At 44.4% G+C, this 26,286-nt stretch carries 24 protein-coding genes; 13 read left to right on the top strand and 11 right to left on the bottom strand.

What is annotated here, in order from left to right:
- Positions 1–6: 6 nt before the first annotated feature.
- Both ctaD and coxB read right to left on the bottom strand, forming a co-directional pair.
- Positions 7–1,647 carry a cytochrome c oxidase subunit I gene (ctaD, locus tag OH459_RS06710; RefSeq protein ID WP_005452395.1) on the bottom strand — a complete coding sequence of 547 codons (1,641 nt, stop codon included), beginning with the start codon at positions 1,645–1,647 and terminating at the stop codon, positions 7–9.
- On the bottom strand, positions 1,644–2,807 hold the full coding sequence (gene coxB, locus OH459_RS06705) for a cytochrome c oxidase subunit II (RefSeq protein WP_269986108.1): 1,164 nt from the start codon (positions 2,805–2,807) through the stop codon (positions 1,644–1,646). Before coxB ends, ctaD begins: the two co-directional genes overlap by 4 nt.
- A gap of 330 nt (positions 2,808–3,137) precedes the next feature.
- Here coxB and OH459_RS06700 point away from each other — a divergent pair, with 330 nt between their 5' ends.
- A complete protein-coding gene (locus OH459_RS06700; protein ID WP_269986107.1) occupies positions 3,138–4,832 on the top strand; it encodes a phospho-sugar mutase in 1,695 nt (564 codons plus the stop codon).
- Between the two features lie 89 nt (positions 4,833–4,921).
- Here the strand turns inward: OH459_RS06700 and OH459_RS06695 are convergent, their stop codons facing one another.
- Positions 4,922–5,341, bottom strand: coding sequence for a GNAT family N-acetyltransferase (locus OH459_RS06695; protein ID WP_005452398.1), 420 nt, complete (start codon positions 5,339–5,341; stop codon positions 4,922–4,924).
- An 89-nt stretch (positions 5,342–5,430) separates the two neighbouring features.
- A complete protein-coding gene (locus OH459_RS06690; protein ID WP_005452399.1) occupies positions 5,431–6,063 on the bottom strand; it encodes a LysE family translocator in 633 nt (210 codons plus the stop codon).
- A 250-nt stretch (positions 6,064–6,313) separates the two neighbouring features.
- Here OH459_RS06690 and OH459_RS06685 point away from each other — a divergent pair, with 250 nt between their 5' ends.
- The 3 genes from OH459_RS06685 to OH459_RS06675 all read left to right on the top strand — a co-directional run bounded on the left by OH459_RS06685 (position 6,314) and on the right by OH459_RS06675 (position 8,264).
- Positions 6,314–7,141 carry an AraC family transcriptional regulator gene (locus tag OH459_RS06685; protein WP_050903434.1) on the top strand — a complete coding sequence of 276 codons (828 nt, stop codon included), beginning with the start codon at positions 6,314–6,316 and terminating at the stop codon, positions 7,139–7,141.
- 71 nt (positions 7,142–7,212) lie between these two features.
- Positions 7,213–7,956 carry an AzlC family ABC transporter permease gene (locus OH459_RS06680; RefSeq protein WP_009702401.1) on the top strand — a complete coding sequence of 248 codons (744 nt, stop codon included), beginning with the start codon at positions 7,213–7,215 and terminating at the stop codon, positions 7,954–7,956.
- Positions 7,953–8,264: an AzlD domain-containing protein gene (locus OH459_RS06675; RefSeq protein WP_009696378.1), complete on the top strand. Its 312-nt coding sequence runs from the start codon at positions 7,953–7,955 to the stop codon at positions 8,262–8,264. Before OH459_RS06680 ends, OH459_RS06675 begins: the two co-directional genes overlap by 4 nt.
- Positions 8,265–8,272: 8 nt before the next feature.
- Here OH459_RS06675 and OH459_RS06670 read toward each other — a convergent pair whose 3' ends face one another.
- Both OH459_RS06670 and OH459_RS06665 read right to left on the bottom strand, forming a co-directional pair.
- The gene (locus tag OH459_RS06670; protein ID WP_005452403.1) at positions 8,273–8,887 is read right to left on the bottom strand and encodes a fumarylacetoacetate hydrolase family protein; all 615 of its coding nucleotides are present in this window, start codon (positions 8,885–8,887) and stop codon (positions 8,273–8,275) included.
- 204 nt (positions 8,888–9,091) lie between these two features.
- Positions 9,092–10,120 (bottom strand): porin, encoded by a 1,029-nt coding sequence (locus OH459_RS06665; RefSeq protein WP_009696379.1) that lies wholly within the window; start codon positions 10,118–10,120, stop codon positions 9,092–9,094.
- A gap of 564 nt (positions 10,121–10,684) precedes the next feature.
- Between OH459_RS06665 and OH459_RS06660 the strand changes: the two genes are divergently transcribed.
- From OH459_RS06660 to OH459_RS06650, 3 genes are all read left to right on the top strand, one after another.
- Positions 10,685–11,653, top strand: a complete 969-nt coding sequence (locus tag OH459_RS06660; RefSeq protein ID WP_017190769.1) for a porin — start codon at positions 10,685–10,687, stop codon at positions 11,651–11,653.
- 435 nt (positions 11,654–12,088) lie between these two features.
- Positions 12,089–12,928 (top strand): DMT family transporter, encoded by an 840-nt coding sequence (locus OH459_RS06655; RefSeq protein WP_269986105.1) that lies wholly within the window; start codon positions 12,089–12,091, stop codon positions 12,926–12,928.
- Positions 12,929–12,990: 62 nt separating this feature from the next.
- Entirely contained in the window at positions 12,991–13,605 is a 615-nt protein-coding gene (locus OH459_RS06650) for a glutaredoxin domain-containing protein (RefSeq protein ID WP_005452412.1), read from the top strand.
- 67 nt (positions 13,606–13,672) lie between these two features.
- On the opposite strand, the gene OH459_RS06645 is transcribed toward OH459_RS06650, so the two are convergent.
- From OH459_RS06645 to OH459_RS06635, 3 genes are all read right to left on the bottom strand, one after another.
- The gene (locus OH459_RS06645) at positions 13,673–13,807 is read right to left on the bottom strand and encodes a hypothetical protein (protein ID WP_005452414.1); all 135 of its coding nucleotides are present in this window, start codon (positions 13,805–13,807) and stop codon (positions 13,673–13,675) included.
- 134 nt (positions 13,808–13,941) lie between these two features.
- A complete protein-coding gene (locus OH459_RS06640; RefSeq protein WP_005452418.1) occupies positions 13,942–14,289 on the bottom strand; it encodes a hypothetical protein in 348 nt (115 codons plus the stop codon).
- Positions 14,290–14,409: 120 nt separating this feature from the next.
- The gene (locus OH459_RS06635) at positions 14,410–15,600 is read right to left on the bottom strand and encodes a multidrug effflux MFS transporter (RefSeq protein WP_050903194.1); all 1,191 of its coding nucleotides are present in this window, start codon (positions 15,598–15,600) and stop codon (positions 14,410–14,412) included.
- Positions 15,601–15,711: 111 nt separating this feature from the next.
- On the opposite strand from OH459_RS06635, the gene OH459_RS06630 reads away from it, so the two are divergent.
- The gene (locus OH459_RS06630; RefSeq protein WP_017190772.1) at positions 15,712–16,599 is read left to right on the top strand and encodes a LysR family transcriptional regulator; all 888 of its coding nucleotides are present in this window, start codon (positions 15,712–15,714) and stop codon (positions 16,597–16,599) included.
- 257 nt (positions 16,600–16,856) lie between these two features.
- Complete coding sequence (locus OH459_RS06625; protein ID WP_005452427.1) at positions 16,857–18,677, top strand: putative bifunctional diguanylate cyclase/phosphodiesterase; 1,821 nt, start codon at positions 16,857–16,859, stop codon at positions 18,675–18,677.
- A gap of 35 nt (positions 18,678–18,712) precedes the next feature.
- On the opposite strand, the gene OH459_RS06620 is transcribed toward OH459_RS06625, so the two are convergent.
- Together OH459_RS06620 and OH459_RS06615 are read right to left on the bottom strand one after the other, a co-directional pair.
- Positions 18,713–19,999, bottom strand: coding sequence for a peptidoglycan DD-metalloendopeptidase family protein (locus OH459_RS06620; RefSeq protein WP_005452428.1), 1,287 nt, complete (start codon positions 19,997–19,999; stop codon positions 18,713–18,715).
- A gap of 123 nt (positions 20,000–20,122) precedes the next feature.
- A complete protein-coding gene (locus OH459_RS06615; protein ID WP_005452429.1) occupies positions 20,123–20,752 on the bottom strand; it encodes a hypothetical protein in 630 nt (209 codons plus the stop codon).
- A gap of 149 nt (positions 20,753–20,901) precedes the next feature.
- Here OH459_RS06615 and OH459_RS06610 point away from each other — a divergent pair, with 149 nt between their 5' ends.
- From OH459_RS06610 to OH459_RS06595, 4 genes are all read left to right on the top strand, one after another.
- Positions 20,902–21,303 carry a GFA family protein gene (locus OH459_RS06610; protein ID WP_005452431.1) on the top strand — a complete coding sequence of 134 codons (402 nt, stop codon included), beginning with the start codon at positions 20,902–20,904 and terminating at the stop codon, positions 21,301–21,303.
- A 157-nt stretch (positions 21,304–21,460) separates the two neighbouring features.
- Entirely contained in the window at positions 21,461–22,132 is a 672-nt protein-coding gene (locus tag OH459_RS06605) for a YoaK family protein (protein WP_026000373.1), read from the top strand.
- Positions 22,133–22,539: 407 nt separating this feature from the next.
- Complete coding sequence (locus OH459_RS06600; protein WP_005452434.1) at positions 22,540–23,904, top strand: YjiH family protein; 1,365 nt, start codon at positions 22,540–22,542, stop codon at positions 23,902–23,904.
- A gap of 468 nt (positions 23,905–24,372) precedes the next feature.
- Positions 24,373–26,244: a methyl-accepting chemotaxis protein gene (locus OH459_RS06595; RefSeq protein ID WP_017818630.1), complete on the top strand. Its 1,872-nt coding sequence runs from the start codon at positions 24,373–24,375 to the stop codon at positions 26,242–26,244.
- Positions 26,245–26,286: the final 42 nt, after the last annotated feature.

Here is a 26,286-nt window from a genome sequence, read left to right as displayed (position 1 = left end):
CTTCGGTTAATCGACTTTTGGCGGAGTTGTGAATGTATGATGTGGGGCTGGGCTAGGTACCGTCCACTCTAAACCCTCTGCACGTTCCCAAGGTTTTGCCGTTGCTTTTTCACCACCACGAATACATTTGATGACTAGCCACAGAAAGATCAATTGAGACAGACCGAAGGCAAAGCCACCTATCGATACGATTTGGTTAACGTCGGCAAACTGGATAGCGTAATCAGGAATGCGTCTTGGCATCCCTGCTAAGCCCAAGAAATGCATTGGGAAGAACAACACATTGACCGAAATGATTGAACACCAGAAGTGCCATAGACTCAGCTTGTGGTCATACATATTGCCTGTCCACTTCGGTAGCCAGTAATACGCCGCGGCCATAATCGAGAACACCGCACCGGATACCAAGACATAATGGAAATGCGCAACAACAAAGTAAGTGTCATGGTATTGGAAATCCGCAGGTACAATCGCCAACATCAAGCCTGAGAAGCCACCTATTGTAAATAAGACAATAAAAGCAATGGCAAACAACATCGGCGTCTCAAACGTCATTGCGCCCCGCCACATAGTCGCCACCCAGTTAAACACTTTCACGCCAGTTGGCACTGCAATCAACATGGTGCAGTACATAAAGAAGAGTTCGGCGAATACTGGCATCCCCGTCGTAAACATATGGTGTGCCCACACTAGGAATGACAGCAATGCAATACTGCAGGTTGCGTAAACCATCGAATGATAGCCGAACAGTTTCTTGCCACTGAAAGCCGGAATGATTGCCGAGATAATCCCGAACGAAGGCAGGATCATGATGTATACCTCAGGGTGACCAAAGAACCAGAAGATGTGTTGGAACATCACAGGGTCACCGCCACCAGCGGCATCAAAGAAACTTGTACCAAAGTATTTGTCGGTCAGAACCATGGTGACCGCACCGGCTAATACGGGCATAACCGCGATCAACAAGAATGCAGTGATTAACCAAGTCCAAACAAACATTGGTAGCTTGAACCAAGTCATGCCTGGTGCACGCATGTTTACGATAGTCACGATAACGTTGATGGCACCCATAATGGAACTGATACCCATGATATGGACTGAGAAAACAAACAACGCCGTACTATCAGGACCATAAGTTGTGGAAAGCGGCGCATAGAAAGTCCAACCGAAATCAGGACCACCACCCGGTAAGAACAAAGAGCCGATCAAAATGAGGAACGCAAAAGGTAAGATCCAAAAACTCAAGTTGTTCATCCGTGGTAAAGCCATATCTGGAGCGCCAATCATCATTGGAATCATCCAGTTGGCTAAACCAGTAAACGCTGGCATGACGGCACCAAACACCATCACTAGTCCATGTACGGTCGTCATTTGGTTAAAGAACTGAGGGTCAACCAATTGCAGACCTGGTTGGAATAGCTCCGCACGGATGATCATCGCCATCGCGCCTCCAGTGAGGAACATAGCAAAGCTAAACCATAAATAAAGCGTACCGATGTCTTTATGACTGGTGGAATAAAGCCAACGCGCTAGCCCTTTTGGTGCGTGATGATGATCGTGGTCGTCTTCAATCGCAATGGTCGTGTTTGCAGTAGTTTGCGCTTCAGCAGGAGCAGACTTCACCGCTTTTTCAATTGGCTTACTCATATTTCCTCCTTGGCACTGTCTTGTGCCTTAAAGGCGTTAACATCGGATGCTTGAACGGTATCGCCAGTATCATTTCCCCAAGCATTACGTTGATAGGTAATTACAGCGGCAATTTCTTGATCGCTTAGTTGGTTAGCAAAAGCTTGCATGGCGGTGCCAGCTCGACCGTTCACCAATACATCGATGTGAGCAACAACCGGACCTTTGGCTATCTCGCTGCCTTTGATTGCCGGGAACGCGCCCGGAATGCCTTCGCCGTTCGTTTGATGACACACAGCACAGCGCGCGGTGTAAACCGACTCGCCTTGTCCCATCAAATCTTCCATTGAAAGGTCTTGCGTCAATGCTTCTTGGGCAGCCGCCTTTTGTAAGGCAATTTCTTGTTTCTTGTCTGCCATCCACTGGTCGAAATCATCTTCCGCCATCGCATGAACAACAACTGGCATGAAACCATGCGCTCGACCACAAAGCTCCGCGCACTGACCACGATATACGCCCGGTTCATCAATCTTGGTCCAAGCCTCATTAATGAAACCAGGGATCGTATCTTTCTTAACAGCGAAATCAGGTACCCACCAAGAGTGAATTACGTCATCAGAAGTCATTAAGAAGCGAACTTTACGGTTGATAGGCAAAACCAGCGGGTTATCCACTTCGAGCAAGTAGTGCGCCCCTTTCGCTTCGATGCCATCGATTTCTTTCTGGCTGGTAGCAAGTAGGCTGAAAAATTCGACATCCTCGCCGAAATAACTGTAGTGCCACTTCCATTGAGAGCCGGTGATCTTCACAGTAAGGTCAGATTGGCTGGTGTCTTCCATCGCCACCAGCGTTTTGGTCGCAGGAATCGCCATAGCGATAAGAATAATGACCGGAATAACGGTCCAGATGATCTCCACTTTAGTGCTTTCGTGGAAATTAGCGGCAACTGCCCCTTTTGACTTGCGATGTTTGAAGATGGAATAGAACATCACACCGAATACAACAAAAGCGATAGCGCAACAAATGTAGAAGATCAGCATATGTAATTCATACACTTGCTCACTGATCCCCGTAACACCTCGCGTCATGTTGTAATCACTCTGCTCTGACCAACTGGACGAAGAAAACGTGATAAAAATCACATTCGTTAATAAGGCTAGAGTAGTTGCTAATCTTTTCAAAAGATCTCTCCTCTGCTCAGCCGCTGCGCTTGCGCGAGCTTCCTTGCTTCCCGATGCAAATATCGAACAAATTTACGAAAAATCACAAAAACTACGATTTCAGCACTCTTTGTTATATTTATGTTAAAAGGCTAGTTATAGTTCAATAGTTCTTCAAGAAATTAACTGTGAATAAATTCCGTACAGACTGAAAAATAAATTCGGTTTATCGATTGCCCTCTTTGAAATGTAATTGAGAACCATTTACATTAATTAAAAGAAAACATTGGGACGCTTTTAAGCAAAGAAGTGTCTAAACAAGTAGGCTCCCCCTACTAAGGAAAGACGAATATGACAGCACAAATTACTCAATGGCTAGCACGAGACCCAGATCCAAAAACTCGTGAAGAGCTTCAACACCTAGTCGATACAAATAACGAACAAGAACTGACAGATCGATTTGGTTCACGCTTAGCATTTGGTACCGCAGGTCTGCGCGGTAAAGTCGGTGCGGGTCCAAATCGCATGAACCGTTTAGTGATTCAAGAGACAGCAACAGGTCTCGGTCACTATCTGATTGAACAAGTGAAAGACGCATCGTCTCGCGGTGTTGTTATTGGCTACGATGGTCGCCCAGATTCTAAACAGTTCGCACACGATACAGCTTCTGTACTTACTGCTTTGGGCATCAAGGTTTACCTAACCTATAAAGTAGCGGCAACACCAATTGTTGCTTTTGGTGTTCGTGAATTAAATGCAGCTGCGGCTGTCGTTGTTACCGCAAGCCACAACCCACCAGAATACAATGGCTTTAAAGTGTACTGGGAAAATGGCGCACAGATTATTCCACCGCACGATTCTGGTATTGCTGCGAAAATCGATGAAGCAACAACAAAACCGCTTCCTCTGATGTCACTGGACGATGCAAAACAAAAAGGTTTGTTAGTTTGGCTTGAAGACGAGTACTACCAAACTTATCGCAAAACAATGAACGACAATGCCCTGCTAACACCGGACAGCAACACAGATATCTCGATTGTTTACACGGCAATGCACGGTGTCGGTGCGGACATGGCAGAAACGTTGCTCGCAGACGCTGGCTTTAAAAAAGTCGCAAGCGTTCCAGAACAGCGTGAACCGGACGGTACGTTCCCTACCGTAAACTTCCCGAATCCTGAAGAAGCAGGCGCAATGAACATGGTGATGGCACTGGGTAAATCTGTCGATGCGGACATTGCTTGCGCGAACGATCCTGATGCAGACCGTTTTGCTGTGGCTGTAAAACGCCCAGATGGCGAATATCAGATGCTAACAGGTGACCAAGTGGGTTCATTGTTTGGTGACTACTTACTACAAGGTCAACCAAATGCGCTTGTTGGGAATACCATTGTGTCTTCTCGTCTATTGAGCAGTATTGCGAAAGCACACGGCGCAGAATACTACCAAACGTTAACTGGCTTTAAATGGCTAACTAACGTAGCAATGACACAAGAAACTGAAGCGAACCCATTCCTATTCGCTTACGAAGAAGCACTAGGCTACACAGTAGGTAATAAGGTATGGGATAAAGATGGTTTGTCAGCACTGGTCGCTTTCTCTCAATTGACAGGTAAATTGAAAGCACAAGGCAAAACGCTGTGGGATAAGTTAGAAGAATTATACCGCCAGCACGGTTTCTACTTCAACGCGCAGCGCAGCATTGCACTTGACCCTAAATCACCACCAATCGGTGACAAACTTCGCGCAAACCCACCGAAAGAGATTGCGGGTAAACGTATCGAAGTGATTGAAGATCTGAAGTCATCACTTCGCTTTGTGACCGATGGTCCAACAGAAGCGATTAACTTGCCAGCAAGTGACGTACTGGTTTACCACTTAGAAGACAAATCACGTGTGATTGTTCGCCCTTCTGGTACTGAGCCTAAGTTGAAGTGTTACTACGAGGTAATCAGCGAGTTCCCGGCAGAGATGGATTACGCGCAAGCTAACCAAGCAGCGGAAGCGAAAATGAACGCACTTATCGAAGCGCATCAACAAAGCTTGTAATTCGAGTTTGAAACATCGATTCTGTGACAGCCACAAATAGCAAAAGAGGCGCATCGAGCGCCTCTTTTTTTTGTTTAATTCAAACCAAATCAAGCAATCTGTTTTTGCAGAAAATGTTTATCAATGCCTGCTGCTGGGTAGCCTGAATATTGCCCGACTTTTTCAAAACCCAATTTCAAGTAAAAATCGAGCGCTTGAAAGCTATAGGTATCGAGATACAAATGCGTGACTCCACGCGGTTTCACTTGCTCTTCCAGTAGAGCGATCAGCTTGCTTCCTAATCCCGAAGTGCGTGCCTCTGCATCAACCCATAGGTATTCAACAAACACGGTGTTATTAAACATTTCTCCCGTGAGTCCGCCAACAACCTTACCCTCGTCATTACGAGCAAAACAGCCAATGGCGTCTACGTCCCCATCCGGTAGATGCATGTTGTTATAAGCTCGGATGCCATCACGGATAAAATCGAGATCGTTTTGTTCTGGATTGAGTTTAAATTCAAGTTTCATACTGCCACTCCTTGGAAAATCAGTGTGATACTAAAACAAAAAGCCAGCGAGTGCTGGCTTTTGTTCAAAAATCTGATTGTTCCTACACATTACATCGCGAAGCTACTGAGCATCCACACCGCAAGGATAACGAACACCAAGCCCATTAGCTTACCTTGGTACATGCGGAATTTATCGTTTTCCAGCAACCCTTTGCCTAATGTCCCCGCCAATGCAACTAACAAAATATTGAATAGCAAGCCTAATACGTTTAGCAGCAAACCAAGCGCGAGCATTTGCTCACCCGACGATGCGGTAATGTTGCTAGAGACAAACTGAGGCAAAAACATCACGAAAAACACCAAGGCTTTCGGGTTCAGCAGGTTACTCATCAAAGCGCGTTGATAGTAAGTCGATGCCATCTTGTTTTTCTGGTCAAGCTCTGGTGCAGCAGAAACGTCCGCTCGTAAACAGTCCCACCCCATTTTGAGCAAGTACGCGCCCCCCAGTAGATGAAGCACTTTTAATGCGATTGGGCTCATGGCAATCAAGGTCGACACACCCATAGCTGCCAATAACGTTAAGATCACGCCGGATGTCGCGTTGCCTAAGCTTGCAAACAGACCAACTTTTTTGCCATAACTCATGCTAGAGCTGGCAATCAACAACATGTCAGGTCCAGGCAACAAAAGAAGTGCAATAACAGCGGTGAGATAAACAGGGAGTACAGATAAATCGATCATGGTGGAACTGGCTTTCTAAAACAGGCGGCGGATCTTATACCAATGAATAGATAACAACCAGACCAAATATCTTTCTACGAAGCAATATTCAGAAAATACAAAAGGTTTAATGCTCAATTTAAAAACAATTAACCTTTTTGATGTTTATTTTTAATACCAATAGCAATTATGTACAAAAATAAGCAGGATGGATCCGGTAGACTCCAAATGATGTGGTGCTACTGTTTACGCTTGAGCTATTTGGACCGAGATGAAAGAAAAGAATAAGGAAATCGCGACTTTCAAGATTGCTCAAGAATTGGGCGGGTTAGAGCTGCTCGATGCAAAATACGAAAAACAAAACTTCTCTCGCCATAGCCATGAAGGCTACACCATTGGTGTGATTGAAAAAGGCGCACAGCAATTCTTTCGTACCGGTGGCAACCACATTGCACCGCAAGACAGTATCATTCTTGTAAACGCTGATGAGGTGCATAATGGTCACTCAGCGTCAGAAGGTGGCTGGGAATACAAAGCCATGTATCCCGTACCTGAGCAGTTTCAAACGCTTGGGAAAGAACTTGGCGCGCCCAATGTCGCGCAGCCCTACTTCCCGCAGCCCGTCGTTTACGATCCAGAGCTCGCAAACCAACTGCGATTAGTGTTCGATACTCTAGAGAAATCCGATAATCGCTTGCTAAGAGAGACACTTGTCTACGGCACACTGATCAAACTTGCCAGCAAGCACAGTACACATCGAGCTCCCCTTAAAGATACGACAAAAGCGCAAAAGCAAGTACATCTGGTCAAAGAGTTTCTTGAAGACTTTCCTCAAGCCGATGTCTCTTTAGAAGAACTGGCGAAGTTAGCAGGGTTGAGCCCCTTCCACCTGTTGCGTGAATTTCAAAAGCAGTTTGGCTTTCCGCCGCACGCATTTCAGATTCAACAGAGACTACGAATGGCGAAAAAGCTGCTCAAGCTAGGACAAAAGATTTCCGATGTTGCTCAAGAATGTGGTTTTCACGACCAAAGCCACTTGCATCGTCATTTTAAAAAAGCCATGGGGGTAACGCCTGGGCAGTACATCAAGCACTGTTAGCAATTTTGTACAAGGCAGCATGCTTAGGTCAGCCTACCTTAACAGCATGTTTTTCTATTCAAGTTGAAGTTATGGATACTACTTTGCCAACTCATCAAGACTCAAAATTCTCACTCTTTTTACAAGGTACCATCGCAATGATGCCATTAAGCATCGCCGTACTGCCTTGGGGATTACTTGCGGGCTCATTTGCCATCGATACTGGCTTACACCCGCTAGAAGGTCAGGCGCTTTCCGCCATTCTGTTTGCTGGCTCCGCACAACTTGTTGCCATGGGCATGATTAAAGCTGGTGCAGGCTTAACCACCATGTTGCTGACGACCTTTTTCATTACCTCTCGCCATTTTCTTTATAGTGTTTCGATGCGCAGTAAAATTTCGCCATTGCCCTTAAAGTGGCGTCTTTCACTTGGCTTCTTACTCACTGATGAGCTATTTGCCATCGTCGGGCACCAATCCGATAAGCAATTTGATCGATGGTACGCCCTTGGCGCTGGATTAAGCTTCTACTTATTTTGGAACTTCGCAACACTTGCTGGCATTGTCGCTGGCAGTTTGATACCTGAATTAAATGAGCTCGGCTTAGAATTTGCCGTTGCTGCCACCTTTATCGCGATTGTGGTGCCAACGATAAAAAGCATTCCCGTGCTATGCAGTGTATTGGTAGCATTAGTTAGCTCAGTGACGCTGAATTATTACCAAGTGGAAGGAAGCTTGATGTTCGCGAGTATTCTCGCCATGTTGACGGGCTATTTGGTTGAACAGTTTACGACGAAAGCCCCAAACATTGAGAATACACCGGAGGAACGCCAATGATCTTTTTGTCTATCTTAGCCATGACAGCCTTGGTATTCACTAGCCGTTATCTATTTCTCGAACCAAAATTGCCGCTTAAATTGGGGGTAAGAACTCAAAAGATATTAAGCTACGCAAGCCCTGCAGTGCTCACCGCGATCTGGGCTCCTATCGTGTTTATGCCAGAAGGTGAACTGAGCGTCACATGGCAAAACCCATTTCTATTGGCTGCCCTATTAGCTGCTGCGATTGCATACCTCACAAAGAATGTATTGCTCACCACCATCGTAAGTATGGTCGCGTTTTTACTGCTTCGAATTTGGCTATAAGCTCGCGACTAAACAGCCAACCATTCAATCTCTAATAAGGTGATGTCTCCACACTTCAAACGTCCAAGGAAGACATCGCCTTGATGCACTTCACCCACGCCCTTTGGTGTCCCTGTCATCACGACATCGCCATCTTCTAGCGTTGTGTAGCTCTTCAACTCATCGAGAATGTTCATCGGTGGGTAAAGCATTTGCTTAACATGCCCTTTTTGAACATGAACACAGTTAATCAAAAGCTCTAAGTTGAGATCGTCAATATCGACACCTTGAAGAGAACGGAAACGGCTGAATACCGCTGAGCCATCAAACGCTTTGGCACGTTCCCAAGGTAATCCTTTTTCTTTGAGGTTAGATTGTAAACCGCGTTTGGTCAGATCTAAGCCGAGCCCAACCGCGCAGTATTGACCGTTTTTGATCACAAAGCAGATTTCGGCTTCGTAATGCAAAGGCTCTTGATGGAATGAGGTGAGTTTGGTTGAAACGGAAGTCGCCGGTTTATTGAACACTACCATTTGCTCTGGTACGGCATTATCTAGCTCTTGAATATGCTCAACGTAATTACGCCCGACGCACAGAACTTTGCCGACTTTGATTTTCTTCTCTTCAACCTGAACGACGCTCATTGCTCTTCCCTGCAAAACAAAAAACGCATAATAATCCAACACGTTACGTTGTTGACACTAGTTCTCGTTTCGAGGTGTTAAAAACAAGACATTCAGCCCGTTTTGAGTGAATCATCACTAAATTGAGCTTCGATAAGGTAAGAACCACAGACAAAAAAAAGCCAGCACGAAGCTGGCTTCCATAGTAACTAGGACAGGTTACTATTATAGGTAGTAACGAGCACCAAGTGCCCATTTGTCATCTGTTTTACGATCGTTTGCATCGTTTAGGTCGAACTGGTAGCCAGCGTAACCAACAAACTTAGGAGTGAAGTTGTATTCAGCCTGTACAGCCATCTCTTCACGAGCAGTTTCAGTTTTAGAGTTCTTAAATGTTTTACCTTCAACCATTTCGTAGTTAATGCTTAGGTTAAGGCTGCTTGGTAGTGCGTAAGCTAGTAGCGCTTCGTACGCATCGCTATCAACTAAGCGATCACCAGTAGTGCTGAAGTTCATGTTCTCGTTTGAGCCGTAAACTGCTGCAATGTATAGACCTTGACCGTATGAGCCGTACGCTGCAGATACTAGGTGAGATTCAGCAGATTCTTTGCTCACGCCATCTTTAATGTCGCCTCCAGTGTATGTGTAACCGATCTTAGCACCCATGATTTCGTAAGAAAGAGCTGCTTGAACACGGTCATCGTAGTTTAGAGAGGTATCAGCGTCTGTTTGAGAACCTTGCCAACCTAGACCGAAGTTGATTGCACCAGCTTCGCCCAGCTCAATCGCGTTACGGTAAGAAAGCATCTTGTCCGCACGACCTGTACCTAGGTTACCGTGATCGTCGTAGATAAAGTCGTTCGCAAACGCGATAGGCATATCAGCAACGCCAGCTACATCGTAGTAAGGTGCCCACTGAGTACCACCAACTGCACGACCGTAAACATCGTGAGTTAGACCTAGGTAACCAAGACGAGTAGTAAATGTTTCGTCACCACCATCTAGGTAGTTAAGAGCCCATTCACCGCGAGCGTCAGCAGTAAAGCCGTTGCCTAGATCCTGAGTTGCTGTGAAGTTGATACGTGGAGAGTTAGTACCTACATCAGTGTCACCTTGCTCTGAACCGTTCACGTTAATAGATACGTGACCGCCAACAGAGAACGTTGTGCCATCGTTGTTGTAAAGCTCCACTGCTACTGCTTGTGTACCGAATGTTGCTGCTGCGATCGCTGCTGCTAGGAATTTTTTGTTCATTATAAAATCCATGTATTTATTCATTAGTTTATAAGTCAGTTTTATACAAAAGTAGATTGGGGCATCTTCTCCACCAATGTGCGTCACTTTTGATTAACAACTGCCAATCAATGTATTTCAGAAGTTCCCCAGAGCAGAGTGAAAAGATGTAATAAAAAAGAAAAATCGCAAACGTTTACCTTTTTTCTTTATACAAATTCTGAAAAATACACCCAAATTGGAAACAAATGCTTACATGTAACAACAAAAAATCCAGCTAAATCATTGTTAAAACAAACAATGAAAATTTAAACATGAAATCTTGAATTACAATTCGAGAAGAAAAAAATGATTAGGATCTTTTTTAAAAACATGTCGTTCGGTAGTCATTAGAAAAACATAAAAAAACATAAAACCCCCTTTTTCTCTTATTTTCATAAATAAGAAGGTATTCATACATTTGAAATAAATATGCAAACAAATCATAACTTAATAGAAATCTATCTTTAATTTTCTCGGTTTACCTTAGCGTCATCAATACATCGAGCAAGAAAGCTCATCGATTACAACTAGGGTAATAAGAAAATGAAAAAGGCAGCACTAACTACTGCAGTGTTAACAGCATTGGTATCAGCACCATCTTTTGCGGCGACAGTGTACAAAGATGGCGGCACTGAATTGAAGGTTGGCGGTCGCGTCGAGTTTCGTGGTGACTTTATTGGTTCAGGCGGTGCTGAAGTAGACGGTTCTATGGAAGATAAGTCACGTGCGCGTCTAAACCTCAAAGGTAAGGCTGACATCGGTAACGGTCTGTCTGCATTTGGTGTTTACGAAGCGGAACAAAAAACCGGTAAGAGCGAATTTAAAAACCGCTACATGTACGCAGGAGTAAGTGCAGATGCAGGTAGTTTCTCTGTAGGTCGTCAAGACATGGCTGCCGTTATCATCTCAGACATGACGGATATCACCGAGTTTTCTGGCGTTCAGCAAGTCATTGACTCATCTTCGGATAAGCAAGATAGCGTTTTCGCTTACCGTGGTGAATTCGATGCTCTACAAGTTCAAGCCACTTACCAAGCTAACTCCGAGGATAGCCAAGATAAATACGGCATTTCTGGTCTTTACTCTCTACCAATCGGTCTTGACCTAGGTCTTGCATACTCAGGCGGTGATGTAGACAAAGACAATTCAGAAGACCAAATCCTTGGTGGTATCGCTTACTCACTGGATAACCTCTACCTTGCAGGTACGTACTCACAAGGTGCACTGACAGATTCTGAAGACTTTACCGCTTATGAGCTAGTTGCAAGCTACAAGATCGCAAGTAAGTTTACCGTCGCTGGTCTTTACACTTTCCAAGAAAACGATCCAAATGGCGCTGTAAAGTACGATGCAGTTGAAGGTTTTGAGCTTGTGGGATACTACAAACTGAATAGCAACTTCCGCACTTACCTTTCTTACTACATGAACCAACTTGATGAAGCGAAAGACGCGGAAGGTAAAGTAACCGAAGGCGAAGATACACTTCGTCTTGGCGTACGCTACGACTTCTAATTGCGGCTTCTGCCCAAGCCAGCATCGCAGCAAGTTTTTGACCGGCACTTCGTGTCGGTCATTTTCTATTTATTGAGATAAGACCGACAGCTTTTCTACTTAAACCTAACTGCCCTCTTTTAATGCATTTACTCCCGAAGTTAGTGCAATTCCTCTAGTAGCCGTTAGACACGCCCTTCTCACCCTTTAAAAATCAACACGTTAAAAGTTGGCACACTAGCTGCAATATTAAAAACGAGCAAATGCATGGCAGCGTTTGTGCTTCTCGTTCTTTGTACCTACTTCGGTAGGCACGTCCTTTGAATTGGTAATGTCGCCTCCCTCTGGGAGGCATTTTTTTATTGGCTACCCCAACATTAGAACGTATGATCCTATCTATTGTTTAAAACCGGAAATATCCAATTGAATCATCATCCTGTCCAAGGAGCATCTTGGATGCTTACCGCAGGCTTGGCTTTTGCCATCGTTAATAGCTTTGCTCAAATCGCAAGTATTCACTTTGGTGTGTCATCCACGACATTTGCACTCTTCCAATACGCTATCGCCTTTTTCGCTATCTTGCCGTATCTGCGAACATTAGGAATTCGTCAGTCTCTACGTACTAACCACTTTGGGTGGCATGCATTGCGCATCTTCTTGGCGGTTATCGGTATCCAGCTTTGGTTATGGGCTCTCGCTTATCCGGTTCCTATCTGGCAAGGCATCGCTTTGCTTATGACTTCACCGTTGTTTGCAACGGTAGGTTCAGGTTTAATTCTGAAGGAAAAAGTAGGTGTTGCTCGTTGGATCGCGACGCTTACTGGCTTTATTGGCGCAATGATCATTCTTGAGCCTTGGTCAGACTCTTTTACCTGGGCAACGTTACTGCCTGTCGGCGCGGCTTTTTTCTGGGCATCTTATTCTTTAATGGTGAAAAAGCTGTCGGTGAACGATCCACCATCAACCATGGTGGTTTACTTACTGCTCTTAATCACGCCTTTTAATATTTTGCTGGCGGCACCTAAATTTGCAATGCCTGAAGGCTGGAACATTTGGGGAATCTTAATCGCCGCAGGCATACTTACGGCACTAGCCCAGTGGGCAGTAGTCAAAGCTTACGCTGTCGCTGATGCATCGTTTGTACAACCATTCGACCACGCGAAACTGCCCTTAAATGTCTTTGCAGGCTGGCTAGTATTCAACTGGGTGCCACCAGGTCGACTATGGCTTGGTGCTGCAATCATTATCGGCTCCATTGCTTTCATTACTCATTGGGAAGCGAAAAAAAGAAAGTAATTTGAAAGAAATTTCTCGGTTTTGAGTTCTATATTTTCAGGAAAGGAAATGAGGAGCATCTTATGACACAGCCAATCAAAATTACATTGTATCGTTGGGCCGGCAGTTGGGGACCATTCAAAGTCAATATCCCATGCGGGGAATGTACATTAACCAAAGATATTCTTGCTGACACATTTGAAAATGAATTAGCAGATGTGCCAGTCGAGCTAGAAGTGAAAGATTGGTTGTCTCATTGGTGGGAGCCATTAAAACTTGGAGCATGGCATGCCCCTATCCTAGTCGTTGAAGGCAAAGTCGTCAGCCAAGGGGAAGCGCTAAACCGAGGCGTGCTTGTTCAATCTGTCATTGCTGAATGGACCAAGCGAGATCAGCTTAAAGGCAACATCGTTTATGGTAAGGCGACATGCCCTTACTGTGTTAAAGCGAAAAAGTTGCTTGATGAAGCTGGCGTTGACTACAAATATCACGATGTAGTGAAAGACAGCGCAGCCCTATATCGTATGATCCCTGAAGTGAAAGCCATCATTGGTGAAAAAACACCAGTGACCGTGCCACAAATATGGTTAGACGGTAAGTACATTGGAGGCGCGGATAATCTGGAAAAGTGGTTGGCTGAGAAAGGATTAGATAGCGTGCCAGATAACGTTGTCGAGATCCCAAGTCAAACTGCCTAAATATATCGATTGAGATACCCAGAGCCAGAATGTAAAAAGCCCCGATATGACATCGGGGCTTTTCTTATTAATTCGCTAGTTTTTTCATTACGCGAGCAAACATAGAAGGCTTTTTCTTCTTCGCTTTACCGTAAAGCGCTTTGTGCATCGCGTCTTTAGCCATCATTTGACCAAAGTAAACACCACCAAGTTCGTAACCCATGACCTTCTCCTAAGAAGCAATTAACTGGTTTATGTTGTAATTTTACACCACATAAACCACAAAACAAGACATAGGTCACATTTATTTTGTAATTTAATTACAAAGATTTTTATCCTAGCGAATAAGAAACGTAATTAACGTTTAGGTTGCTGGTATGTTTTACCTGCTGCTTTGTAGGTGTCTTTCGGTTTAATTTCAAAGAAAGTCTCGAAGAACCAAGCCGCAAACTTGATCAGGTGGTCACCTTCATTCATTACATGCTCAACGAACTCTTTCTCTTCACCAGACTCATCTGCTTGAACCGTAATGTGGTAAATGCGTTTTTCACCTTCTACTTCAGCAAGACCGAATTGACCTGTTAGCGATTCAGCAGCCTGAGCGACTTCTTCTTCCTCAGATGCTTTTAACAGCTCTAGCGCTTGAGGTAGGTTTTCTTGTTGACCGATTTCTTTCAGTAGAGCTTCAAATTCGTTTTGTTGCATGATTTCACCTAACAATGAACGGGTGTTGTCGATATGCCACTATTAACCAAGTGTAGATAACGACACAATAATTGGTTGCGCATTTTAGAGAGGACAACATGCCCTTGCAACCACATTCAACTAAGAACGCTCTGGTTGGACTAAACCACCAGAAGGGGTACGGAACTGTCCAACCACCAGCACCAAACAAGAAATCACTGCAATCGAAATATAAAAGACGCCGAGTTGATGTTGAGTTGTTACCCAAGTTTCTACCAAATAGCCGCCAAATAGCCCTGCTAAACACATCTGAATAGAACCCGACAATGCAGATACCGCACCTGCCTGTTGTTTATGAGGCGATAGCAGTAAACTGATCGAAACAGGGAAAGACATGCCTTGCGCGAAGCTCAAACACGTAAAGGCAATGAGCAAAGATGTTGCTGTAAACGGCAATATAAGAAGCATCACTCCCGAAAAGGCAACAATGACAAAACTCATCAAAAGGATCTGTTGCTCTTTGTATCGAGCATTGATGATGTTGAGAACTAAACTCCCCATCAATAAACCTGCCGAAGGCACAATCATTAAGGTACCGTAATCGGCAGCAGTGAGACCAAGCTCTTGTTGCATTAAGAACGGATAGAGAGACAGTGTCACCAAAGCTGATAAGTAACTCAACCAGTTGTAGCTTGCGCTGCCTATTACTTGTTTGTTGGTCAACAACTCAAAGTAATTGCGCATCACACGTTTTGGCTCAAAGCGGCGTTTGGGGTAAGGCAACGTTTCATGCAGCACAATAAAGCCAAGGGTAAAGATCGCCGTAAGATAAATAAGAACGAAGACAAAAACCGCATGCCAACTAATGTGATAAGCAATCCATCCACCAAACAAAGGCGCAACAATCGGCATCACAGAAGCAGTCACCGAGATGTATGACAACGCCTTGGTGAGCTGCACTCCATCATAGCTATCTCGCAACACAGAGCGCCCAAGAACAGAGGCACTCCCAGCCCCAAGACCTTGCAGTAGACGTCCGGTCTCAAGTGCAAAAATGTGGTCCGCAAAGGCAATACAGATGATGGTTCCGGCGAGATACACACTTTGTCCCAAGATAAATACAGGACGGCGACCAATTGCGTCGGATAAAGGGCCATAAATTAGCTGTGAGACACCAAATCCGACAAGAAACAGCGTAACCAAGTTTTGAATCGTATGCTGAGGAAGATTCAAATCGTGACCAATCAAAGGCAAAGAGGGAAGATAGATACTGACGCCTACTTGACCAGTCGCGATGATCATCATCGCCAACAATAATGGTGTTTTACGCAATATACCCTCCTTACATCATGACAGTTTCACGACAGACAGTGTATATTTGATACTCAAAGATGATAATAAACCAAAATGGAAAGGGATTATTTCCCCTGAGGATGGAATAAGATGGATTGGATTCAGAGCGTTAATAGCTATATTCGCGTAGTCGAGGAAGGTAGCTTTAACGCAGCAGCGAGAAAACTCAACACCACCAGCTCCGCCATCAGTAAACGTATCCAATGGTTAGAGGACAAGATTGGTGTTCAATTATTAAAGCGAACCACTCGCTCGATCAGCCAAACTGAAGCAGGCGCTTTGTTTTATGAACGAGCCAAAGTCCAACTCGACTCTTGGCAATCCGTTTTAGATGAAACCCGCTCTGTTAACCAATCACCAGCAGGACTACTTAAAATTGGTGCGACTTTGGCGGTAGGCTCTAAATTTTTAGTACATTATCTTGATGATTTTCTTGAAAAATACCCTGATATTAAACTTCAGTTGATCACCACGCTACCAGGTCAGATACCAGAACTTAGCCTAGATTTGTTTATCAGCCGTGAGTTGGAGCAACTCAATTCCCTCAGCTTTAAAGCCAGCCCATTGTTCGAGCACAAAGCTCAGTTTTATGCTGCGCCAAGTTATCTAGAGAAACACGGTACACCAAAAACAATCGAAGAATTGTCGCAGCATAACGTTTTAATCTGGGGTGAGAAACCAGTACGAGAAATCAAGACCAATCGTGGAAAACGTGTCAGCCTATCGGGAAATTTCGCCACGACGAACCCAGAAGCCCTCTTCCATGGTGCTAAACGAGGCATGGGAATCTTGCTGTCTAATAACGTGATGATCAAAGAAGACCTAAAATCCGGCGCTTTAGTACCCATTCTTCCGGAAGTGACCGCTGATGAAGCGACTGTATATGCCTACTACCCAAAGCTGGACTATCAACACACCCGAACTCAACTGTTTCTCGACTATCTAAAAACGCGCTTAGAAGAAGAGAAACGTGCCTAAACTTTTGACTCTCTGGTGCTTCAAGTACTAGAGAGTAACTAGCCTTCTCCAAAGCGACTACCACTTTGATGAGAGTTAGCTCCCCTAGCACCTCACCCTATGGTTGAAAATCACCAATAAAACGTATCTTGAGTTTGAAAAATCACCTGAAGTAAACAATAGTTAACGTGATGCATATCGATTAAATGAGAAAAGATCGTGTAATAAAGCCAACACAAACACGATATGGGTAAACACAACGTCGGGTGAAATGTTCAATGGATCATGAACAAAAAAGTATCCAGTTACTTGATGAAATTCTAAAGCTCAATGGTAGCGCACTACTCGACAGAGTAACGCTTGAGCTCCATCAGCAATTTCAAAGCTACTGTACTTGCGTAGTTGAGATAGCACACCTACAACATTGTGCGGTGACACTTTCCAACTCTAGTGGCGGAACCATCGCAGACAGCATGTGTTACGGATTAGAAGGCACTCCTTGTGAGCAAGTCGCACAAGACATTGGCGAACTCATCTTCTATCAAGATGAAGTTTACAAGCTATTTCCTGAAGACCAAATGTTTCAGGACGCTGGCATTCAAGCGTATATCGGACTTCCTTTAAAAACACATACAGGTGAAGTGTTAGGCATCTTAGTGTCAACATTTACTCACTCCATCAGTGAAGCTGAAGCCGAAGAAATCATCTTCCATCACCGTTTTTATGCAAACATCATCATCCATAGTTTGCGAGAAAAGTGGATCAGTGAACGCTCAGACAAACTTCTCAACCAACTCAGTTACGAAGTCTCTCATGACAATCTAACAGGGCTGCTCAATCGCAGTTGTTTAGCTGATACGTTGGAGACCTTAACTCAGCAGGCAACTCGCCCTTTTAGTCTTGCGTATCTAGATATCGACAACTTTAAATCCATCAATGACATCAACGGTAACTACATCGGTGACCAAATCATTAAGTTCACTGCAAATGCGATTCAACAAAGCTTAACCTCGCCCAACAATGCGTTTCGAGTCGCAGGTGACGAGTTTGCTTTTATTACCTATGACGAAGATCCTGTTAGCGTCTGCCAAGAAATCCTCGATAAAATCGAAGCAGGCTATTCAGACAAATCCAATCGTATTTCTTTCACTGTCAGTATCGGGATCGCGAGAGCGCCTGTGCATATGCTGAATAGTGATGACTTAATACTGAATGCGAGCCTTGCGCTAAAAGACTGTAAAAAACGCCGAGATACCCGTATTCAACATTACGACACCCACTTAAGTGCACTTTACCATCGCCAGACACAACTGATTGAAGCACTGCGTGAGCAGCTTCGTTTAAGCATTGATGAAAATGAAGAGCTTTATGTCGTAGTCCAGCCAATTGTTGACATCACCAGTGACCGTTGGGACTACTTTGAAATCCTCGCGCGTTGGAACAGCAGCGTTTATGGCAACGTCTCGCCAGTGGAATTTATTGAAGCCGCCGAACAATCAGGGTTAATCATTGAGCTAGGCGAGCGCATCGTGGAACTCGCCTGCCGCGCAAAACAAAACTTAGAACGACAACTGGGTTACACCGTCAAGCTTTCAATTAACTGTTCAGCTCATGAACTTATTGATTCTAATCGCTACATGAACTTCCTTACTCGGATTCTAGAAAAATACCATCACCAAGCTACAGACTTTGTTATCGAGCTTACAGAGACAGTCTTGCTGTCACAAAGTGGTCGAGAACAGATGGTATTGAATTCGTTACGCTATCTAGGCTTTAAGGTCGCATTAGATGATTTCGGCACAGGCTACTCAAGCTTAAACTACATTCACAACTACCCTATCGATAGCATCAAAATCGACGCGACATTTGTACGCAACATGCTCTCAAATACGACGTCAGAACAAGTCGTTTTGTTGATCGCTCAACTGGCTCAGTTGCTTGAGGTTGATCTTATTGCTGAGGGGGTTGAGGATGACAGAGCCTTGCAAAAGCTCATTGAAATGGGTTGCCACCATATTCAAGGTTATTTTTATTCGAGACCACACAATGTTGACGAGCTAATTGGCATCATCAACGAAAAGCAGATGAAAAGCGCTTAAAAAAAGACCAAACAATGTTTGGTCTTTTTTGTGATTTATAAAACGGCTTGTTCTTTGTCTTTAAGCAGTTTGTCCATCTCGTCTCGAGTAGCAATAAAGCTCGCCATTTCCTTTTTAGGCACAGAGCTTGCCATCGGGATCTTCGCTCGCATTGCATTAACAGGACGACCGTATTCGATCAATTCGTAGTGAAGGTGCGGACCTGTTACACGTCCCGTTTTACCCGATAAGCCAATACGTTGACCACGAGAAACTTTCTGACCTTTCTTCACTAGGATCTTACTTAGGTGCAGATAGCGCGTCTTGTACTTACTGCCGTGCTCAATCACTACGTAGTTACCCGCATATGGGTGTTTACGTGTCATGATAACCGTGCCATCCCCCGTTGCTTCTACTGGTGTACCGATAGGCACAGCCCAGTCAGTACCGTTATGAGGTGCAACTCGACCCGTTACAGGATGAAGACGTTTCGGGTTAAAGCCTGAGCTGATACGCCAGCCTCGACTAACAGGGTAACGTTGGAAGGCACGCTGTAGGCTCTCACCTTTCGCATTATAGAATTGACCGTCGGTATGAAGATAAGCAGTCACTTCACGACCACGGTTGTAGATCTTAATTGCTTCGATTTCGTTCTTGCCAGTCGGTACGCCATCAATACTTTGAGAACGACGAACCACTTCGAATCGGTCACCTGCGCGTAAGTCTTTACCGAAGTTAACCTGCTCTTTTAGTAGGTTCACCACTTGGCTGATTTCCGCTGAGCTCAAGCCCAAACGATTTGCTGATGACGAGAAACTACCATGAATCACGCCAACTAAAGGTTCTTGATGCCAAACACCTGGGATTGAGATGTCCGAGAAATCGTAGCTGCCATCAGCATTACGACGATAAACGACTTTGTCGGCGATAGAAAATTGAAGCTCCATCTTTTCCAACTCACCCGTCGACTCATCACGCCAAAAACGCAATGTGTTGCCGGGTTTTAAAGTATCAAGAGCAAGGAAGTTCAAATCCGTCTCCATCACTTTCATCAACGAACTGTAGCCGAAGCCCAGTTGGCTAAAAATGGAGCTCAGGTTGTCACCTGCTTGGATTTGGTATTCAAAATTTGGGGGAGAGACAACTTCTGCTGTTGTCGCCTCAAGAATATTTTCTACAACTCGCGATTCAGGCAAGTTAAGGGCGATGGTTTTAGTAAGGGAAGACTCTTTGAGAGAGTTGGAAACACCAATCGCAACTAATACTGGCAAGGAGTACAACAGTAGCGCTTTACGACTTGTCAGATTCGGCAACCGTCTTGTTGTAATTTCATTTGTAGACACGGGAATTACTATCTCCTTTATAACAAGGCTCATAGCTTATGCATTCCCGCATAAGAAATCACTATGAAATTACGAGATCTAGCGCAGAAAACACTTATTTTTTACAGAAGACAAAAAAATTCATTACTGTTGCATATGTAAGTTATTACCTACACGTTTAAGAGTGGTTGTAATCAATTGATTTGGTTGTTCTGCCATCGCTTGATCTTCTCCATGTTGAAGATATGAAAGCGAAATTTGTGTATCGCTGTTCCATTTCAATGAAGACATCTTGATTCGATCACCAATGAAAACGCTGTTAAGCAATACAACACGGCTTGGTACAGCATCAAACTTAAATAAACCGATGTAGTAAAACGCCCCAGAACCTTGTGTTGTCACGATCACAGGAGCCACAATCCAAGGGGTCTCACTTACGTTACGCTGCGCAATAAACTCGGTAGGTACCAGCACCTCGCCTTTTGTTGCACCAGCATCATACTGACCTTTTAAAAAGCCATGCTCTTTATCCCACTCATCAAGAAAAGTCACCGCACCCTGCTCTGGAACTTGAACAGTCCACGGATTTCGTGACTGAATACCCAGTACTTCCGCTACGATTGAATTAGATTGTGCCTGCGCTTGAGGAAACTTTGCCATGATCTCATCATCAGAAAGGCTAAACCGGTAAATGCCCGCAATAATAACCACAGCTAACAGTACGATTGGGATCAGGAGAATGAGGGGAATAGGTAGGATTCTCTTACGAGTCATGAAGACTTCCTTGTGTTCTTGTTCTCTGAATTATGTTCGGAGTATATACCATTTATAGAGCGAAGACCGCTCTGCCTATCCGTTCATTTTGACTCAAGTGTTTCAAAATTAAACTAAACTGTTTGGTGGGCAACCAATAGGTAATAACGATGACAAAAATCACCCACACATGCGAGTGTGCCTGTGGCTTAGTCCAACTGCGTTGCACGGCGGAGCCCATTCGCACTTCTATTTGCCACTGTTTCGAATGTCAAAAGCGCACGGGGAGTGTGTTTGGTGTTCAAGCTCGGTTTCACAAAGACCAAGTAATATTAGATGGCGATACCACCAGTTATACTCGTATCGCCGATTCAGGAAATCAAGTGCATTACGAATTTTGCCCGGCATGCGGTACAACAATGCGCTTACTGCTTTCAGACGTCCCAGACTACGTGGTGATCCCAATGGGATTGTTTAACAATAAAGAGTTTCCACAACCCACTATTTCCATTTATGAGCAAAGAAAACAGGGATGGGTCAGCTTTGATTGCACCATGGAACACGTTAGATAAATATTTGTTATGTAGAATTTGAACTCTCTCAACATTTGAGTTTGCTCAACAATAGTTGAGACTTTATTGAGAATGATCAACCAAGTAATCGCGTAAGTACTTTCGTTCCGCGCCACGAGCGCTATAATCTGCTCCTAACATTTGGTGAGGCTTTATTGTGATTTCCAGACTTCCTCGTTGGGTGGAATATGGCGCTTTTCTGCTTGCTCTTCTCGCAGGCTGCGTCAATGCCGTGGGTCTTCTCGGCTTTCAACATCAAGCGATAACGCATCTTTCCGGAACCGTAACTCAGCTAGGGAACAGCTTGCTAACAGGTGTGGATACAACCATTCACCTGCTCCTTATTGTATTTAGCTTTTTGATTGGCTCTGCATTTAGTGGATTCTTTATCGAAAGCAGCGCGCTCAAGCTTGGTCGTCGCTATGGTGTAGCTCTTTGCATAGAGGGTAGCCTGCTGTTGCTCAGCTTGGGCTTTCTGGTACAAGGTAATGTTTATGGTCAATACCTTGCCTCTGCCGCTTGTGGCTTACAAAATGCGATGATCACAACATTCAGCGGAGCTGTCGTCCGAACCACTCACATGACCGGTATTATTACTGACCTCGGTATTATGATTGGAGAGAGCTTGCGAGGACGTCAGTTTGACCGACGTAAAGCCAAGCTGTTTATCTTTATCTTCCTTGGCTTCTTATTAGGCGGTACAGCTGGTGCAGGTTTATTTAACGTTTATGAGCTGTACGCATTAGCCTTCCCGGCTCTGTTAGCTTTTATAATTGCCATTGCATACTGGAGTTACCTCTACTTGCAGAGCCGCAACCAAACCGCCTAGTTTAAGGGCGGTTTAAGCATTCGACTTAAACCGTCTTATCTCTCTTGTCACTCGGTTAGCCTATAAACCCTATCTACTGACAGAAAACGCTGTCATTGGCTTGAGATCCCAATCACATTTGCTAGGCTTTTTATTGCTCTAGTCACACTGTACCCCTTAACACTCTGCACTGAGCAGCTTACGTGCTACAATTTTCTAACACGAGCAACAAATTCATATACAAGATTCTAGGTTTAGTACTTTTAGCCGAAAAAACGGCTGAATAACTAGATGTATTTAATGAATAGTATTGCAATGGATGCAGTTTGCGGGTAATCTCCGCACACTGTGATTAAATACGGATGTTTAGTGAATATTTATGTCATGGAATATGGCGAGTATTGACTAGTAGTAACACGAGACAAACAATGCATAACAACACTAATGCTGCTGAAGCGCCTAAGGGCAACTTTTGGATGTTCTTCATCCCATCCCTAATCGGTCTTCTACTTTTCATGGCACCAATCTCTTACGATGGTGGTCTGACAATCCCTGTCGCGGTAATGGCAAAAGTCATTCCTGCAGTTCTTGGCGATACTTTAATTGCTATCGTAACCGCTATTGTTGCTTTCATGGCGCTAGCTTCTGTTCTTTGCAAAATTTTCAAGCCAGCAGCAATCCTACGTAACGGTTTCTTGAACGGTCTATTTAATCCGTCTCCACTTTGGTTGTTGGTTCGCCTAATTGGCGGTGCAGCGGTGCTGATGACGTTCTTCCAAGTGGGTCCAAAAGCAATTTGGGAAGAAAACACAGGCGGTCTTGTTCTTACTGGTCTGCTGCCAACGCTATTCGCGGTATTTATTTTTGCAGGTCTATTGCTACCTTTATTACTTAACTTTGGTCTATTAGAACTGTTCGGTGCCCTACTAAGTAAAGTAATGCGCCCAGTCTTCAACTTGCCAGGTCGTAGCGCGATCGACTGTATGGCTTCTTGGTTGGGTGATGGTAGTGTGGGTATCCTACTAACCAGTAAACAATACGAAAACAACTTCTACACTCAACGTGAAGCTGCGGTTGTAGGTACAACTTTCTCAGCAGTATCGATTACCTTTAGTTTGGTTGTCCTTGCTCAGGTTCAACTAGAGCACCTATTCCTGCCTTTCTACGGCGCAATCTGTCTAGCTGGCGTTATTGCAGCAATTATCATCCCTCGCCTACCACCATTGAGCCTAAAGAAAGACCGTTACATGGATGGCAGCGAACCGAAAAAAGATGCGGACGCAGTACCTGCTGGTCACACGACTTTTTCTTGGGGTATGGATCTTGCGCTAAAACGCGCTGGTCAAGTGACTTCTGTACAGTCGGTATTTAAAGAAGGCGTACATAACGCAATCGACATGGTGTTTGGCGTACTTCCTGTGGTTATGGGCCTTGGTACCGTGGCATTAATCATTGCAGAATACACGTCTGTATTTGAGATCCTAGGTCAACCATTTATCCCTTACCTAGAGTTGCTACAGATCCCTGAGGCAGCAGCAGCGTCTCAAACTATCGTTGTTGGTTTTGCAGATATGTTTATCCCAGCAATCCTAGCGGCATCTATCGATAACGAAATGACTCGCTTTGTAATTGCAGCAATGTCAGTAACTCAGCTTATCTACATGTCAGAAGTGGGCGCTCTGCTTCTAGGTAGTAAGATTCCAGTGAACATCGTAGAACTGTTCGTAATCTTCATTCTACGCACGCTGATTACGCTACCAGTCATTGCAGGTGTAGCTCATCTTATTTTCTAAATTTGATGCAATTAATAAAGGCTCCGCTCTGTCGGGGCCTTTTTTGTATTTGTAACATCAGTTTGTTTTCTTAGCTCATATTTACCATATTCTTTGGTTCTACCCTCGCTTTCTTTACGTCTCATTTTTGATACATAACTTATAAATATCATTTCAAATTCATCTATTTAAATTAGTTAGACACCCAAGATAAGACTTGTTTCTATAAGGCTCAGTGATACCATTCTTATGTTTTTAACAGTTTAATGACGAAGTCCAACAATTCAGATCAAAGTCACAACTTTTAAATTCATCTAGGCTTTTTATCCCGTTTCGACAATAAAAGCCGTAAATAGCCTTCAGGTTTCTGATAAATCTGTCGATAAACAAAATAACAAACACAATTCTGTGTTCACATCTGCCGAAATCACCCAGGGAAGAAGAGGTGAAAGCAGAGTAAACCAGCCGGGAGACTCGAGAGGGAAAAGTATGAAATTCAGACATAAGGTTGTAACTGCCTCTTCTATTTTACTGCTTGTTACTGTGGCATTGCTGTCGACACAACAGGTTATGACTATCCGTTCGCAGATCGAAGAAAACATTGATACGAGTGTGAACGAAATTCTCTCCAGTGTGGGGAACACTGTAGAGTCCGAAATGAACGCGAAGAAAGATCTTGCTCAATCGATGACCGAGATCTTGGAAATTAATCCAAGCGATCACGATTACGTAAAAGATGTACTAGAAAAGCCAATGCCAAAATCAAGCTTCTTGGCAATCGGGTACGCATACGACCACGATGGTTCCTTAATCGAAAACGATGACGGCTGGGAAGCTAGTGCCGACTATGATCCTCGTGTTCGCCCTTGGTTTGTCTCTGCAAAAGCACAGGGCAAACTTATCGTCACTGACCCTTATGTTGATGTCTCTTCTAAGAAGGTCATTATTTCTATCGGTACGCCAGTTCGCGAAGCCGGTCGATTCCTAGCAGCGATGTTCTACGATATGGAGCTGACCACCCTTTCTGACTTGGTAAACCAAGTCAATCTATTTGATGCCGGCTACCTCTTCCTCGTTACTGCAGACGGCACGACGATTGCTCACCCAGAAGCGAAATACAATGGTGAGAAGCTATCGAGCTACTTGCCACAAGTCGAGATCAAACCTGGCGCTCAACACATTGAGATTAACGGCAACAAATACATGGCGAGCCTGTCGCACATTGCGGGTGAAAATTGGTATGTAGGCGCGCTTGTCGACGAAAGCATTGCGTATTCTGCAGTAGGTAAGCTGCGTAATAGTGCAATCATCTACTCATTGATTGCCGTGATTGCCTCTATCATCGCACTGACTATCCTTATCCGTACCTTGATGCGCCCTCTTGATGAGCTAAACACAGCAATCCAAGCCGTCGCATCAGGCAAAGGCGATTTAACGCAGCGTTTGGACACCAATACCGATCAAGAATTCTCTGAACTAGCAAAAGGTTTCAATACCTTTATGGAGAACTTGCAGCACCAGATCATCGAATCGAAGAGTATCTCTGATCAGATCCTCAGCGGAACGCAAATTACTGCTGAAGGTGCACGTGACTCTGCGTCTGCGATTCAGACTCAACTTCAAGAGCTAGAACAACTTGCAACAGCTATGCACGAAATGTCAGTAACGGCAACCGAAGTAGCTAACAACGCACAAGGCGCAGCAAGTGCAGCGAAAGAAGCGGATGAAGCGACCATGCAAGGCTCTTCTATTGTAAATGAGTCGACAGAAACGATTAACCTACTTTCTGACAGCATCGATCAAGCGGTTGAAGAAGTTCAAGGTTTAGAGTCTGCGACAGCTAACATTGAGACTATTCTTAAAGTTATCAACGACATTGCAGACCAAACGAACCTACTTGCACTGAATGCGGCAATCGAAGCGGCGCGTGCAGGTGAATCTGGTCGTGGCTTCGCAGTGGTAGCCGATGAAGTACGTACTCTTGCACAACGTACTCAAGAGTCTACGACCGAAATTCGCAGCATGATTGAGCAATTGCAATCAGGCGCATCTTCTGTTGCTAGCGCAATGCACCAAAGCAAAGGCAGCGCAGTAGAAGCGGTAGAAAAAGCAGGACACGCAAATGACGCTCTACAACGCATCCGCGATGCAATTCAACGTATCTCGGACATGAACTTGCAGATTGCTTCGGCAGCTGAAGAGCAAAGCTTGGTAGCAGAAGAGATCAACAACAACACGGTCAACATCAAAGATCTATCGACTCAAGTTGCTGACTCTGCAAACCGCACCAACGATGCAATGCAAGCGCAGAATGAAGACGTTCGTAAACAAGACGAAATCCTTAACCGCTTTACGGTGTAACACTTCTCTTACTTACAAATGCAAAACAGCGAGCACAGTGCT

The organism is Vibrio sp. MM46, assembly GCF_027587135.1.
GTDB classification, from domain to species: Bacteria; Pseudomonadota; Gammaproteobacteria; order Enterobacterales; family Vibrionaceae; genus Vibrio; species Vibrio harveyi.
This window is presented reverse-complemented; position numbering and strand designations above follow the sequence as displayed.